Here is a 13,421-nt window from a genome sequence, read left to right on the forward strand (position 1 = left end):
GTATCCCCGCGCCATTCCGGGCCTGTTGCAGGCTCGGACGCCGGGTCGAAGAACCGAGGAATTATCATGATTCGTAAACTCCCCATCGTGGCCTTGTTGATTGGTGCATTCGCGATCACAGGTCAGGCAGAAGCCCACGGCGGTGGCTGGCAGGGCCCGGCGGTATTTGGTGCGATCGTCGGCTCGGCCATCATCGGCTCGGCGCTCATCAACCAGGATCGGCCGGTGTACGTCCAACAGCCCGTTTACGCTCAACCGGCACCGGTCTACGTGCAGCAACCGCCGCCACCGGTCTATTACCAGCCGGCCCCGGTTTATGTGCAGCAACCGGTCTACGTCCAACCGGCCCCGGTGTATTACGGCCCGCCTCGCGGGTATTACGGCCGGCCACACTACTACGGTGGCCCGCGCTGGTAACCGGTACACGAAGCCCCGCCTGATAGCGGGGCTTTTTATTGCGCGCATATTATTGCCGGCGGAAAATCCAACCGTCCGTCGGCCAAGGTCTGAAAAAATCTCGCCAAGGTCGCTGTGGGGACAGTTTGAACCGTTAAAGTCGGCATGATGGACTCGACCGTCGGGGAAAAACACAAACGGTCATCTATTTGTCATGACGGAACCGCACTCTGAATCCGTCCGCATACAACAGGTTGATAACAACAAGGACGACTTGAATGCCAACACAGAATCCGCACCGCATCGTCGGTTTATGCACCTCGAGCAAGGTCTACAACGCCCTGACCGAACTCAAGCACCTGGAAGGCCACCGCACCGCGAAGTTTCTCTCGCTGCTGGCGGAAAACCTGGTGCGCAAGGGGTTCCTCAACGAACACGAGATCGTGCACATGCTCGATCAAGTGGTGGATTGAGCCAGTCCTCACTGGCGTCAATGACCACTATCGAAAGCGTTGATTGTCCCTGAAACGGCCAATTGCCTAAGGTAGCCCCATCGATTGATGGAGGTACTTTTCATGGCTCAGGTTCAAATCATGTCCGTTATCGGCAGCGCCGTACCCGCCTCGCTCAGAGAACTGGGGCTGCTCGCCTGCTGGTATCTGGTGCGCGACGGCGAGCCGGTCAGCGGCCCGCTTACATCCCTGCCAGCGGCGCAGGCGCTGTCGCAGCAACTGCTCAACGGCCCGTTCAAGGCTTAAGGCAGCTGCACTTTCGGCTTACTTTCGATGAACAGCGCCCAACTCGACATGAACAGCGCCGCGATCAGCGGCCCGATCACGAAACCGTTGAGGCCGAACACCGCCAGACCGCCCAGGGTAGAGATCAGGATCATGTAGTCCGGCATCCGGGTGTCTTTGCCCACCAGGATCGGGCGCAGCAGGTTGTCCACCAGACCGATCACGAATACCCCGAACAACCCCAGCACCACGCCCTGCCAGATCATCCCGCTGAGCAGGAAGTAAATGGCGACCGGCACCCAGACAATCCCAGCCCCCACAGCTGGCAGCAACGACAGAAACGCCATCAGAACCGCCCAGAGCAACGCGCTGGGAATGTCGAGAAACCAGAAAATCGCCCCGCCCAGCGCACCTTGAGTGATCGCCACCAGCAGATTGCCCTTCACCGTCGCGCGTACCACGCGGTTGAATTTCAGCTGCAAACGACGCTTGTGATGCTCCTCCAGCGGGATCGCGGTGCGCACCTTGCGCGCCAGTTCGGCGCCGTCGCGCAGGAAGAAAAACAACAGGTACAACATGATGAAAAAACTCACCACGAATTCGAACGTGCCCTGGCCGAAACTGAACGCCTGGCTTGCCAACACCTGACTGCCCTGCATGGCGGCCTTGACGATCTTCTCGCGCAGGGCATTGAGCTCGCCCATGCCGAAACGGTCCAGCAGATGCTGAAAGTACGGTGGCAGGCTGTGCTTGAACTGCGCCAGATAAGCGCCGATATCGAGCTTGCCGCTTTCGATATTGTCGTAGAGCGTGGCCCCTTCCTGCACCAGCAGCACACTGAGGATGATCACCGGCAAGATCGCGATCACCAGGCAGATGCTCAAGGTACACAGGGATGTGAGGTTGCGTTGCCAGCCGAATTTCAGTTGCAACTGACGTTGCATCGGCGCGAACAGGATGCCGAGTATCACCGCCCAGAACACCGCGCCGTAAAACGGCAGCAGGATCCAGATAAAGGCGACCGTCACCAGAAACAACAGCACGGTGAGGGATTTGAATTGCAGACTCTTTTGGTTCATGTCCGGTCCAGGTCAGTCAGGCGCCACCCGCGCCCGTCCCGTTTAGTCAGCCAGCGTCAGCGCGAGTGCCCTGTTTCTTCATGGAGCATAGATCCAGATCAATAAACCCTCGGCGCAACTGCTCTACCCTGCCGCGCTTTTGCAACCGACGCCGCCATGACGACCTCCTTCACCCCCGAACTGCTCGCCCCCGCCGGCACCCTGAAAAACATGCGCTACGCCTTCGCCTACGGGGCCGATGCGGTGTATGCCGGCCAGCCGCGCTACAGCCTGCGGGTGCGCAACAACGAGTTCGATCACGCCAACCTGGCGCTCGGCATTCGTGAAGCCCAGGCCCAGGGCAAGCGCTTCTACGTGGTGGTCAACATCGCGCCGCACAACGCCAAGCTGAAAACCTTCCTCAAGGACCTGGCGCCGGTAATCGAGATGGCGCCGGACGCGCTGATCATGTCCGACCCGGGCCTGATCATGCTCGTACGCCGGCACTTTCCACAGATGCCGATCCACCTCTCGGTGCAGGCCAACACGGTGAACTGGGCGAGCGTCGAGTTCTGGCAGCAACAGGGGCTGAGCCGGATCATCCTGTCCCGTGAACTGTCGCTGGAAGAGATCGGCGAAATCCGCGAGCAAGTGCCGGGCATGGAACTGGAAGTGTTCGTCCACGGCGCGCTGTGCATGGCCTACTCCGGCCGCTGCCTGCTCTCGGGCTACATGAACAAGCGCGACGCCAATCAGGGCACCTGCACCAATGCCTGCCGCTGGAAATACTCGGCGCAGGAAGCCAGCGAAAACCATCTCGGTGAAATCGTGCAGACCTTCGAACCACAACCGACCCTCGGCCTCGGCGCCCCCACCGATCAGGTGTTCCTGTTGCAGGAAGCCAACCGTCCCGGCGAACTGATGCCGGCATTCGAAGACGAACACGGCACCTACATCATGAACGCCAAGGACCTGCGCGCGGTGCAGCACGTCGAGCGCCTGACCCGCATGGGCGTGCACTCACTGAAGATCGAAGGCCGGACCAAATCGCACTTCTATTGCGCGCGCACCACCCAGGTCTATCGCCGGGCCATCGACGATGCGGTGGCCGGTCGCGAATTCGACCGCAGCCTGATGACCGACCTGGAATCCCTCGCTCAGCGCGGCTACACCGAAGGTTTCCTGCGCCGGCACGTCCATGACGAATACCAGAACTATCAGAACGGCAGCTCGGTGTCGGAGCGTCAGCAGTTTGTGGGCGAACTGACCGGCGAGCGGCGGGATCGTCTGGCCGAGGTCAAGGTGAAGAACCGCTTTGCCGTGGGCGATCATCTGGAACTGATGACGCCCAAGGGCAATTTCCATTTTGATCTGCATGAACTGCAGAACCTGAAGGGAGACGCCATCGACGTGGCGCCGGGGGATGGGCACACGGTTTATCTGCCGATTCCGGATGCAGTGGATTTGCGCTTCGGCTTGTTGATGCGCGACGTGAGCGGAGCCTGATCCGGCTCAGACAAATTCCTCGCGCAACATCGCCACAAACGCCTCACGCGCCGGGTGCACCCCGGCGTTTTCATGCCAGTAGAACAAATTGTCGATGGCTGTCAGCTCCGGGAATTCGTAACCCGCACACCCCGCGCCTTTGGCGTACTGCTCGAACACGCCTTTGGGTACCAGCGCCACGCCGGCGCCGGCACTCACGCAACCGACAATCGCCCCGTAACTGGCCAGACTGACAATCGGCAGCGCCAGCCCCTGACGCAACAACCAATGCTCCAGCGCGGCGCGATACGGACAGCCTTGCGGCCACATGAACACGGTCTTGTCCTGCAAATCATCGAGGTCGCGCACCGGCCCGAACGAGGTCGATGCGATCAGCAGCAATTCTTCGCGATACATCGGCGTGCGTTTGAGCTGGGAGCGCTCGACGTCCACCGCGACGATCGCGCCGTCGAGCCGATGGCTGACGGTATCGTCGAGCAGTTGTCCCCAGGTGCCGGTGGTCAGTTCCAGCGCCACGTTCGGATAACGCTTGTGAAATTTTGCCAGCAGGCGCGGCAGACGCCCGGTCGCCGAAGATTCGATGGCGCCGATACGCAGCGGCCCGGACGGCTCAGAGGCAGGATCGACCGCGCGCTTGGCTTCAGCTGTCAGTGCCAGAATCTTCTGCGCATAAGCCAGAAATGTCTGCCCCGCCGGACTGATCCGCAGCCCCCGCCCTTCGCGCAGAAACAGCGCCACCCCCAGTTCCGCTTCCAGGGATTTGATCCGCGCTGTGATGTTCGACGGCACGCAAAACAGCTTTTCAGCGGCTTTGGCGATGCTGCCGACCTCGGCCACGGTCTTGAACATGCGGATTTGCGCCAGCTCCATAATCATCACTCTGAGTGAACAATTCGCGCAGTATAAGTCAGTTGTGGCGAATGATTGCCCGCCCGGATACTCGGCGCATCAACCCTCTTGGTGCCTCGCTCATGCGTTCCACTTCTCCTTTGAAAATCCTGTTGGCCATGGCCTTCGTGGTCGGCTGCTGGGCCTATTCGCCGACCGGCATCCATATCGGCCTGCAAGCCTACGATCCCGGTCATCTGGCGTTGCTGCGGTTTCTGTTGGCATCGCTGTTCATGGCCGTGATTGCTGGTTTCAAAGGCATTCACCTGCCGCGCCTGCAAGACCTGCCGCTGTTGTTTGCCCTGGGCTTTTTTGCCGTGAGCCTGCATCACGTCGTGTTGAACATCGGCCAGCAAAGCGTCAGCGCCGGCGCGTCGAGTGTGCTGGCGCAATCGACGCCGCTGTTCAGCACGCTGCTGGCGCGGTTTCTGTTCAAGGATCGGGTCAGCGTCTGGCGCTGGGGTTGTGTGTTGCTGGGGTTCGTCGGCGTGGTGATCGTGGTCAGCGGCGATCGCGGCCTCGGCAGCCTCGACGCGCATGGTTTATTGATCCTGCTGGCGGCAGTGTCGTGGAGCGTCTACTTCGCTCTGCAAAAACATCATGCCCGGCGTTATGACGGACTGACACTGGTTTGCTACACGGTGTGGTCAGGCACGTTGTTGCTGTTGATCTACTTGCCGGGATTGGCCGACAGCGTGGCCGGTGCGCCATTGCGGGTGCAATGGGCGGTGCTGGGTCTGGGCGTGTTTCCCAGCGCCCTCGCCTATCTGGCGTGGGCATTCGTGCTCAAGCATGTGGACCTGAGCCGGGCGACGATGACGCTGTATCTGATTCCGCCGACTGCGATGGGAATTGCTTCGGTGGGATTGGGTGAGAGACCGACGTTACTGGTGCTGGCGGGTTCGGCGGTGGTGCTGATCAGTGTGCTGGCGTTGAATCTGGAGCGGCCGATGGTGGTTCGGGCAACTCAGGCCTGATCCTGAATTGTTTCGAAGCAGAGGCCGCCTTCGCGGGCAAGCCCGCTCCCACAGGGTTCAGAGCCAGGCGTTGGATTTGGGGCTGACACAAAAAATGTGGCTTGATCCGGCCTGCGATCCGACGATGAGTCTGGCCCGCCCCCCCCTTCACTCAATTCAACCCTGAGCCGAAAACCGGTCACGACTGTTGGTCAAGTGCAGCCACATCGCCGCACGCGCCGCGTCCGGATCCTGGCGTTTGATTGCGTTGAAAATGGCCTCATGTTCCAGATTCGCCAGTTGCCCGAGCTTGCTCAAATCCACCGCCCCGCGTTCAGCCGCATTGACCCGGGTGCGCGGGATCATCGCGCTGCCAAGGTGTTGCATGATCTCGGTGAAGCAGACATTGCCGGTGGCTTCGGCAATCAACAGGTGGAAGCGCCGGTCGGCCTCGACGCAGCTGTCGTTGTTGGCCAGTAGACGCTGATAGTCATCGAGTGCCTGACGCATCTGCTCCAGCTGCTGTTCGGTGCGGCGCTGCGCGGCCAGTGCCGCCGCTTGAGTCTCCAGCCCCATGCGCAATTCGAGAATGCTGCGCACCCCCAGCGCGGTGTCGACATTCAGTCGCAACCCCTGCTCCGGTGCGCGTTCGATCACGAACGTACCGATGCCGTGCCGCGTCTCCACCAGCCCCGACGCCTGCAATTTGGAAATCGCCTCGCGCACGACAGTGCGACTGACGCCGTGTTCCTGAACGATCGAGTTTTCCGACGGCAACTTGTCACCGGGCAGCATCTGACCGAGCAAGATGCTCTGGGTCAGCTTCTCCACCAGGTCATGGGCCAGGTTGTGCGCGCGTTTGCGGGCGGGAGCGTCGAGGTCTTCTTGCATGGTCGGTTCCGGTGATCGGGGCAGACCGATCGTAGCACTGGCGGCAATGACTTGTATGAGCTCCTATGAATTCCGGGATTCAACTTGTATGACAACACTCAATTTTAGACAGACACTCTTCCATTTCGCCGGGCAATTACTCCACGATCACTGGCGTAAAACTCTACATCACACCTGATAGAACCTCTATAAAACCCAATAAAAACGGGATTGAAAATCTGAAAAAGCATAAAAACCGCTCTCCGTAGACAAATTTGATTGAGCACTCCCGCTTGTAGGACAAAAAAATCTAGTTGTATGATGTCTATCAACACGCAACACCCAGATTCACCCCGCATAAAAATAACGAGTGGGAGAAAACCAAGTGAAATCATCCATTGCCGGGATGAACGAGGGCGCCGATTCCGTGCTGTCCTCCGCCATTGCCAAAGTCAAACGCCACGTCCTGCCGCTGTTCGTCATCATGTTCATCGTCAATTACATTGACCGGGTGAACATCGGCTTCGTCCGCACCCACATGGAACACGACCTCGGCATCGGTGCCGCGGCCTACGGTTTCGGTGCCGGGCTGTTCTTCATCGGTTACGCGCTGTTCGAAGTCCCCTCCAACATGCTGCTGCAAAAGGTCGGCGCACGAATCTGGCTGACCCGCATCATGCTCACCTGGGGCCTGGTCGCCGCCGGCATGGCGTTCATCCAGAATGAAACCCACTTCTACATCCTGCGTTTTCTGCTCGGCGTGGCCGAGGCCGGGTTCTTTCCCGGGGTGATCTACTACTTCACCCGCTGGTTACCTGGGGCCGAGCGCGGCAAGGCGATTGCGATTTTCTTGAGCGGTTCGGCCGTGGCCTCGCTGATTTCCGGCCCGTTGTCTGGTCTGTTGCTGCAGATCGAAGGTCTCGGCATGCACGGCTGGCAGTGGATGTATTTCATTGAAGGGATGTTCTCGGTCGGCCTGTGCGTATTCGTCTGGTTCTGGCTCGACGCCAAGCCCCACGATGCCAAATGGCTGACCCGTGCCGAGCAAGACGCGCTGGTCAAAGCCATCGACGATGAACAAAAGGCCCGCGAAGCCGCGACCCCGATCCGGCCGTCGCTGGGCAAACTGCTCAAGGATCGTCAGATCATCCTGTTCTGCCTGATCTACTTCTTCATTCAATTGACCATCTACGCCGCGACGTTCTGGCTGCCGAGCATCATCAAGAAGATGGGCGAGATGAGCGACTTCCAGGTCGGCCTGTTCAACTCGATTCCGTGGCTGCTGTCGATCATTGGCATGTATGCGTTCGCCTCGTTCTCGGCGAAATGGAAGCATCAGCAGGCGTGGGTTGCCACGGCGCTGTTGATCGCCGCGGCGGGGATGTTTATGTCCACCACCGGCGGGCCGATCTTCGCTTTCGTTGCGATCTGCTTTGCTGCGCTGGGTTTCAAATCCGCTTCGTCGCTGTTCTGGCCAATCCCGCAGGCCTATCTCGATGCACGGATCGCCGCTGCCGTGATCGCACTGATCAACTCGGTGGGCAACCTCGGCGGCTTCGTCGCTCCGACCACGTTCGGCCTGCTGGAACAACACACCGGTTCGATCCAGGGCGGCCTCTATGGCCTGGCCGCGACCTCGATCATTGCCGCGATTATCGTGTTCGCCGCCCGCATGACACCCAAATCCGCACCTGACGTCGCCGTGGCCGATGCCGCGCCGAAACACGCTTGAAAGGACAATCCCAAATGACCGCACACGACATCGCCAAAGCCCCGATCATCACCGAGATGCAAGTCATCCCGGTCGCCGGCCACGACGGCATGCTGCTCAACCTGAGCGGCGCACACGGGCCGTTTTTCACCCGCAACATCGTCATCCTCAAGGACAACGCCGGCCACACCGGGGTCGGTGAAGTGCCCGGCGGCGAACGTATCCGCCAGACCCTAGAAGACGCCCGCAGCCTGGTGGTCGGCAGCCCGATCGGCACCTACCAGAAGATCCTCAACCAGGTGCGCCAGACTTTCGCCGACCGCGACGCCGGAGGCCGTGGCCTGCAAACCTTCGACCTGCGCATCACCATTCACGCGGTCACCGGGCTCGAAGCCGCCCTGCTCGACCTGCTTGGCCAGCACCTCGACGTGCCGGTGGCCGCATTGCTCGGCGAAGGTCAGCAACGCGATGAAGTGAAGATGCTTGGCTACCTGTTCTACGTGGGCGATCGCCGGGAAACCGACCTCGCCTACCGCAGCGAACCGGATGCCGACAACGACTGGTTCCGCGTGCGTCACGAGAAAGCCATGACCGCCGACGCCGTGGTACGCCTGGCCGAGGCGGCCCATGCGCGCTATGGCTTCAAGGACTTCAAGCTCAAGGGCGGCGTGCTCAGCGGCGATGCCGAAATCGAAGCGGTGACCGCACTGGCCGAGCGCTTCCCTGACGCCCGCATTACCCTCGATCCGAACGGCGCGTGGTCACTGAAAGAAGCGATCCGTCTGTGCCGCGATCAGCATCATGTGCTGGCCTACGCCGAAGACCCGTGCGGTGCGGAAAACGGTTACTCGGGCCGTGAAGTGATGGCCGAATTCCGCCGCGCCACCGGGCTGAAAACCGCCACCAACATGATCGCCACCGACTGGCGTGAAATGGGTCACGCGATTCAGCTGCAGTCGGTGGACATTCCGCTGGCCGACCCGCACTTCTGGACCATGCAGGGCTCGGTGCGCGTGGCGCAGATGTGCCACGAATGGGGCCTGACCTGGGGCTCGCACTCCAACAACCACTTCGACATTTCCCTGGCGATGTTCACCCACGTCGCGGCCGCCGCGCCGGGCGAGATCACCGCCATCGACACCCACTGGATCTGGCAGGACGGCCAGCGCCTGACCAAGGCACCGTTGCAAATCGTCGATGGCTGCGTGCCGGTACCAAAGAAACCGGGGCTGGGCGTGGAGCTGGACATGGATCAGGTGGCCAAGGCCCACGAGCTCTATAAAGGCATGGGGCTGGGCGCGCGGGATGACAGCGTGGCGATGCAGTTTCTGATTCCGGGCTGGACGTTCGATAACAAGCGTCCCTGCCTGGTGCGCTGACCCGGATTCAACGCAATTCCCTGTGGGAGCGAGCTTGCTCGCGATGGCGGAGTCTCAGCCGATAGATGTTTCGAATTTGAGGCCGTCATCGCGAGCAAGCTCGCTCCCACAAGAATTTTCACTAGCCGGACATTTCCAGCAACCAGTGCCTGAACGCCGCCATTGCCGACGTCTCCGGCCGTGACTGCAACCGCGTCAGCCAATAGCTGCCGGTGGTGATTTCGATGGCAAAGGGTTGGCGGATCAGGTCCGCCGCCAGTTGTCGGGCAAACATCAACGGCGGCGCCAGTGCCACCCCGCCGCCCTGCAACGCCGCCTCCATCATCGCCAGCGACGAGTCGAACACGATGCTCTGGGGCGGTGCGGCATGGGTCGCAAGACCGGCCGCATGAAACCACTCCGGCCACTCATCGGTGCGATAGGAACGCAGCAAACGCTGCTGCAGAAGGTCCCCCGGCATGTGCAGTTGCCGGGCGATTTCCGGCACGCAGAGCACCGACAACGGCGCCTCCAGCAAACGGGTCGCTTCAATACCGTGCCACGCCCCGGCGCCAAACCTGATCGCGTAATCCAGTCCCTCGGCGGCGACATCCACCCGATTGTTGTTGGTCGACAGCCGCAAATCTATGAGCGGATGTTTCGCCTGAAAGTCTGCCAGCCTCGGCAACAACCAGCCCACCGCGAAAGTGCCCACCGCGCCGACCGTGAGCATTTCCCGATATTGCCCGCCCGCCAGACGCTCGAGCATCTGCGCGATATGATCGAACGATGTGGTCAGCACCGGCAGCAGGGTTTCGCCCTCGCCGGTCAGCATCAGCCCACGGGGCAGGCGTTTGAACAGGATCACGCCGAGTTGCGCCTCGAGGCTTTTGACCTGATGGCTGACGGCCGCCTGGGTCACGCACAACTCCACGGCGGCGCGAGTAAAGCTCAAATGACGCGCAGAGGCTTCGAAGGCGCGCAATGCATTCAAAGGCAATTGAGGTCGAATCATGCCTAATCCCAAATTTTTCTAATGGCTCATCCGAGTTTTCATCGTTTGCCGAAAGACAGCGGACTGCCTAGATTTGGCGGCGCCGATCAGCAGCCCAATGAAAAAACGCTCGCAGTGTAGCGGGATAACACCATCAACACTCATGGAGAGTGGTTCAAACATGTCTTCGACCAACCTGAGAAAACTCACGTCCTACAGCGCTTTCGGACTTTTCTTCAGCGCCGCCACCTGCCTGGCCGCCCCACAAACCGACGATCAGTTGCAGGCGCTGGTCAAGGCCACCGTGACCCCGGTCATGCAGCAACAGGACATCGCGGGACTGGCCGTAGCCGTGACCGTCGATGGCAAGGCACATTACTTTAACTACGGTGTCGCCGACAAAAGCACCGGGCAGGCAGTGAGTGAAAACACCCTGTTCGAAATCGGCTCGGTAAGCAAAACCTTCACCGCGACCCTCGCCGCCTACGCCCAAACCAGCGGCAAACTGCAACTCTCCGATACGGCCAGCCAGCACTGGCCCGAACTGAAAGGCAGCGCCTTCGACCACATCAGCCTGCTGCAACTGGGCACGTACAGCGCCGGGGGGCTGCCGCTGCAATTCCCGGATGCTGCGGATTCTGCCGACAAGATGCTCGGCTATTACCAACAGTGGAAACCGACGTATCCGGCCGGCAGCCATCGCCTGTATTCCAACCCGAGCATCGGCCTGTTCGGCTACCTGGCCGCAAAAAGCCTCGGTCAACCGTTCAATCAGGTCATGACCGAAACCCTGCTGCCGAAACTCGGGCTCAAGCACACCTTCCTGTCGGTGCCCGCGTCTGAACAAAAGCTCTACGCCCAAGGCTATGACAAGAACAACAAACCGATTCGAGTCAGCCCCGGCGCCCTCGATTCCGAAGCCTACGGCGTGAAAACCAGCGCCGCCGACCTGCTGCAATACGTCCAGGCCAACCTCGACACCGCCAAACTCGAAACGCCTCTGCAAAAAGCCATCGCCCTCACTCACACCGGCTACTACACCGTCGGCGACATGACCCAGGGCCTGGGCTGGGAGCGCTACACGTACCCGATCAGCCTCGACCGCCTGCTGGACGGCAACTCGACGCCAATGGCCATGGAGGCGCACAAGGTCAAATGGCTGAATCCGCCACAGCCTGAACCGGCGAACGTGCTGCTGAACAAGACCGGTTCCACCGGGGGTTATGGCGCCTACGTCGCATTCGTGCCGTCGAAGAAAGTCGGGATCGTGATTCTGGCGAACCGCAATTACCCGAATGGAGAGCGGGTGAAGATTGCGCACAGGATTCTGGGGGAATTGACCCGGTAATCACGCCATAAAAAACGGGCGACCTGAGAAGGTCGCCCGTTTTACTTTTCTGATCACCCCTGAATCAGAACATCAATCATCCGGCATTTCCGGCGGCTTGGCCGGTTTGGTCGGCTTCGCCGGTTTTGTCCCTTTCGCGCCCTTGGCCGGCGCCGGTTCCGCAGCGGCCGGGGCGGTGACCACGGTGGAAGTAGTTTCTTTCTCGGCGGCAGGCAACGCATCAATGGTGTCGAAGATTTTCTTCAGGTCGACCGCCGCCGCTTCATCCCCCGAAGCCGTCAGTTTGGTCTCGCCATCCTTGCCCACCAGGAAGACTTTCGGATACGCCCCGGCGCCCAGCTTCAGCGAGCGCAGCAGCGCCATGGTTTGCTGCTGCTCGAGGCTTTTGCCATCGACCTGACCGCTCATGCTCAGAATGGTGTAAACCTTGATCTTGCGGTCGGCGATGCCTTGTTTGTTGGCCGGGTCGTCCAGCGCTTTTTTCAGGCTGACCCAATAAGAATCGACTGTGCTGGAAGCGATCACGATCAATGGGCGGTTAATGCCCTTGTCGACGTCCAGAGGGGAATCGCCGTCGGCGGCGAACAGGGGGCCGGCAATCGCCAGCAAGAGTGTCAGGGTCAGTGACCTGATGAGCATGCGCATCTCCTTTTGATATCCACGCTCTAATGATTGCGCATCGCGGCGATTGTTCCGGAGGCTGCCCGGCAAAAGTGTTTCGCCTTGCCCAAAGCTTAGGTCAGCACCGGTTTTGCGCAACCGGTTGGGCGCGATCATGTCGCGCATTTGATTACCTTTTATGACCGCATTAGGGTGGCTGTTCAACCTGTGAAATGGAGTTCAACGCGCATGCACATCGACTACCTGTGCGATCACCCCGAACTGATTGAAGAACTGGCCGAACTCAACTTCAAGGAATGGGGCCAGTACAAACCCGAAGACACCCTCGCCAGCCGCACCGAACGTATGCGCGCCGCCTGCGGCAAAGGTGCGATTCCCAGCGTGGTAGTGGCGATCGAAGACGGAAAACTGCTCGGCGGTGCGCTGCTGATCGACAGCGACATGGATGCCCGTCCGCAATTGACGCCGTGGCTGGCCGGGGTCTACGTGAAGGCCGAACAGCGCGGCCGCGGCATCGCTTCGCAACTGGTCAACCGCATCGTCGAGGAAGCCGCCGCACTGGGGGTGCCACAGTTGTACCTGTACACCGATGCCGCGCAGTCGCTATATGCGCGCCTGGGTTGGGAGGTGCTGGAGGAAATGGAATATGACGGATTGCCGGTGACGGTGATGAAGCGCTCTATCAGCCAGTGATCGCTTGGCTCAGCGCCAATTCCAGCGCCGCTTCCAGCCCGGAGAGTTCGACGCATCGGCCGCCAAGCCAAAGCATTCCGTCATCAAGGTTGACGCTCAATGTCACCGCTGGTTTGTCACCCGGATATTTGCGCAGCAGTAGATCAATACCGCCAGCGGTTTCATTGGTAGTGGAAGTCAGGTCCCACTGGCTGCCACTCAAGTCCAGCAGCGTCTGTTGGCGCTGCTGATCAACCACTAGAGGCGCGTAGAGCCAGTGGCTCATGCGTATTTCCCGGGGCTCGA

General features: G+C 60.4%; 15 protein-coding genes. 9 read left to right on the forward strand and 6 right to left on the reverse strand.

Annotated features, from left to right (window positions below; translation table 11 throughout):
• Positions 1–66: 66 nt before the first annotated feature.
• From CAF77_RS08670 to CAF77_RS08680, 3 genes are all read left to right on the forward strand, one after another.
• Positions 67–417, forward strand: a complete 351-nt coding sequence (locus tag CAF77_RS08670; RefSeq protein ID WP_007951578.1) for a hypothetical protein — start codon at positions 67–69, stop codon at positions 415–417.
• A 257-nt stretch (positions 418–674) separates the two neighbouring features.
• Positions 675–869 carry a hypothetical protein gene (locus CAF77_RS08675; RefSeq protein WP_007951579.1) on the forward strand — a complete coding sequence of 65 codons (195 nt, stop codon included), beginning with the start codon at positions 675–677 and terminating at the stop codon, positions 867–869.
• A 102-nt stretch (positions 870–971) separates the two neighbouring features.
• On the forward strand, positions 972–1,154 hold the full coding sequence (locus tag CAF77_RS08680; protein ID WP_064380832.1) for a hypothetical protein: 183 nt from the start codon (positions 972–974) through the stop codon (positions 1,152–1,154).
• Here CAF77_RS08680 and CAF77_RS08685 read toward each other — a convergent pair.
• Positions 1,151–2,212: an AI-2E family transporter gene (locus CAF77_RS08685; RefSeq protein WP_064380833.1), complete on the reverse strand. Its 1,062-nt coding sequence runs from the start codon at positions 2,210–2,212 to the stop codon at positions 1,151–1,153. The two genes, CAF77_RS08680 and CAF77_RS08685, sit on opposite strands and share 4 nt — an antisense overlap.
• 156 nt (positions 2,213–2,368) lie before the next feature.
• Here CAF77_RS08685 and yegQ point away from each other — a divergent pair, with 156 nt between their 5' ends.
• Positions 2,369–3,697, forward strand: coding sequence for a tRNA 5-hydroxyuridine modification protein YegQ (gene yegQ / locus CAF77_RS08690; protein WP_085654298.1), 1,329 nt, complete (start codon positions 2,369–2,371; stop codon positions 3,695–3,697).
• A gap of 6 nt (positions 3,698–3,703) precedes the next feature.
• Here yegQ and CAF77_RS08695 read toward each other — a convergent pair whose 3' ends face one another.
• The gene (locus CAF77_RS08695; protein WP_064380837.1) at positions 3,704–4,567 is read right to left on the reverse strand and encodes a LysR family transcriptional regulator; all 864 of its coding nucleotides are present in this window, start codon (positions 4,565–4,567) and stop codon (positions 3,704–3,706) included.
• A gap of 101 nt (positions 4,568–4,668) precedes the next feature.
• On the opposite strand from CAF77_RS08695, the gene CAF77_RS08700 reads away from it, so the two are divergent.
• Positions 4,669–5,562 (forward strand): DMT family transporter, encoded by an 894-nt coding sequence (locus CAF77_RS08700; RefSeq protein ID WP_234420577.1) that lies wholly within the window; start codon positions 4,669–4,671, stop codon positions 5,560–5,562.
• Between the two features lie 156 nt (positions 5,563–5,718).
• On the opposite strand, the gene CAF77_RS08705 is transcribed toward CAF77_RS08700, so the two are convergent.
• On the reverse strand, positions 5,719–6,432 hold the full coding sequence (locus tag CAF77_RS08705) for a FadR/GntR family transcriptional regulator (protein ID WP_085654300.1): 714 nt from the start codon (positions 6,430–6,432) through the stop codon (positions 5,719–5,721).
• Between the two features lie 364 nt (positions 6,433–6,796).
• Between CAF77_RS08705 and CAF77_RS08710 the strand changes: the two genes are divergently transcribed.
• Together CAF77_RS08710 and gudD are read left to right on the forward strand one after the other, a co-directional pair.
• Positions 6,797–8,143 (forward strand): MFS transporter, encoded by a 1,347-nt coding sequence (locus tag CAF77_RS08710; RefSeq protein ID WP_011335053.1) that lies wholly within the window; start codon positions 6,797–6,799, stop codon positions 8,141–8,143.
• A 14-nt stretch (positions 8,144–8,157) separates the two neighbouring features.
• Positions 8,158–9,501: a glucarate dehydratase gene (gene gudD / locus CAF77_RS08715; protein WP_064380841.1), complete on the forward strand. Its 1,344-nt coding sequence runs from the start codon at positions 8,158–8,160 to the stop codon at positions 9,499–9,501.
• A gap of 121 nt (positions 9,502–9,622) precedes the next feature.
• Here the strand turns inward: gudD and CAF77_RS08720 are convergent, their stop codons facing one another.
• Positions 9,623–10,495, reverse strand: a complete 873-nt coding sequence (locus CAF77_RS08720) for a LysR family transcriptional regulator (RefSeq protein WP_064380843.1) — start codon at positions 10,493–10,495, stop codon at positions 9,623–9,625.
• Between the two features lie 160 nt (positions 10,496–10,655).
• Between CAF77_RS08720 and ampC the strand changes: the two genes are divergently transcribed.
• A complete protein-coding gene (gene ampC / locus CAF77_RS08725; protein ID WP_064380845.1) occupies positions 10,656–11,822 on the forward strand; it encodes a class C beta-lactamase in 1,167 nt (388 codons plus the stop codon).
• A 72-nt stretch (positions 11,823–11,894) separates the two neighbouring features.
• Here the strand turns inward: ampC and CAF77_RS08730 are convergent, their stop codons facing one another.
• Entirely contained in the window at positions 11,895–12,461 is a 567-nt protein-coding gene (locus tag CAF77_RS08730; protein ID WP_064380847.1) for a DUF4174 domain-containing protein, read from the reverse strand.
• Positions 12,462–12,671: 210 nt separating this feature from the next.
• Here CAF77_RS08730 and CAF77_RS08735 point away from each other — a divergent pair, with 210 nt between their 5' ends.
• Positions 12,672–13,136, forward strand: a complete 465-nt coding sequence (locus CAF77_RS08735; RefSeq protein ID WP_064380849.1) for a GNAT family N-acetyltransferase — start codon at positions 12,672–12,674, stop codon at positions 13,134–13,136.
• Here the strand turns inward: CAF77_RS08735 and CAF77_RS08740 are convergent.
• Positions 13,126–13,401, reverse strand: a complete 276-nt coding sequence (locus CAF77_RS08740) for a hypothetical protein (protein WP_335743284.1) — start codon at positions 13,399–13,401, stop codon at positions 13,126–13,128. The two genes, CAF77_RS08735 and CAF77_RS08740, sit on opposite strands and share 11 nt — an antisense overlap.
• Between the last annotated feature and the right edge of the window lie 20 nt (positions 13,402–13,421).

The sequence above is a fragment of the Pseudomonas sp. R15(2017) genome (genome assembly GCF_002112685.1).
Classification (GTDB): Bacteria; Pseudomonadota; Gammaproteobacteria; order Pseudomonadales; family Pseudomonadaceae; genus Aquipseudomonas; species Aquipseudomonas glycinae.

Excerpts from the sequence above, each read along its gene's own strand:
- CAF77_RS08670 (WP_007951578.1), top strand. The coding sequence starts at position 67 with ATGATTCGTAAACTCCCCATCGTGGCCTTGTTGATTGGTGCATTCGCG.
- CAF77_RS08675 (WP_007951579.1), top strand. The coding sequence starts at position 675 with ATGCCAACACAGAATCCGCACCGCATCGTCGGTTTATGCACCTCGAGC.
- CAF77_RS08680 (WP_064380832.1), top strand. The coding sequence starts at position 972 with ATGGCTCAGGTTCAAATCATGTCCGTTATCGGCAGCGCCGTACCCGCC.
- CAF77_RS08685 (WP_064380833.1), bottom strand. The coding sequence starts at position 2,212 with ATGAACCAAAAGAGTCTGCAATTCAAATCCCTCACCGTGCTGTTGTTT.
- yegQ (WP_085654298.1), top strand. The coding sequence starts at position 2,369 with ATGACGACCTCCTTCACCCCCGAACTGCTCGCCCCCGCCGGCACCCTG.
- CAF77_RS08695 (WP_064380837.1), bottom strand. The coding sequence starts at position 4,567 with ATGGAGCTGGCGCAAATCCGCATGTTCAAGACCGTGGCCGAGGTCGGC.
- CAF77_RS08700 (WP_234420577.1), top strand. The coding sequence starts at position 4,669 with ATGCGTTCCACTTCTCCTTTGAAAATCCTGTTGGCCATGGCCTTCGTG.
- CAF77_RS08705 (WP_085654300.1), bottom strand. The coding sequence starts at position 6,432 with ATGCAAGAAGACCTCGACGCTCCCGCCCGCAAACGCGCGCACAACCTG.
- gudD (WP_064380841.1), top strand. The coding sequence starts at position 8,158 with ATGACCGCACACGACATCGCCAAAGCCCCGATCATCACCGAGATGCAA.
- CAF77_RS08720 (WP_064380843.1), bottom strand. The coding sequence starts at position 10,495 with ATGATTCGACCTCAATTGCCTTTGAATGCATTGCGCGCCTTCGAAGCC.
- ampC (WP_064380845.1), top strand. The coding sequence starts at position 10,656 with ATGTCTTCGACCAACCTGAGAAAACTCACGTCCTACAGCGCTTTCGGA.
- CAF77_RS08730 (WP_064380847.1), bottom strand. The coding sequence starts at position 12,461 with ATGCTCATCAGGTCACTGACCCTGACACTCTTGCTGGCGATTGCCGGC.
- CAF77_RS08735 (WP_064380849.1), top strand. The coding sequence starts at position 12,672 with ATGCACATCGACTACCTGTGCGATCACCCCGAACTGATTGAAGAACTG.
- CAF77_RS08740 (WP_335743284.1), bottom strand. The coding sequence starts at position 13,401 with ATGAGCCACTGGCTCTACGCGCCTCTAGTGGTTGATCAGCAGCGCCAA.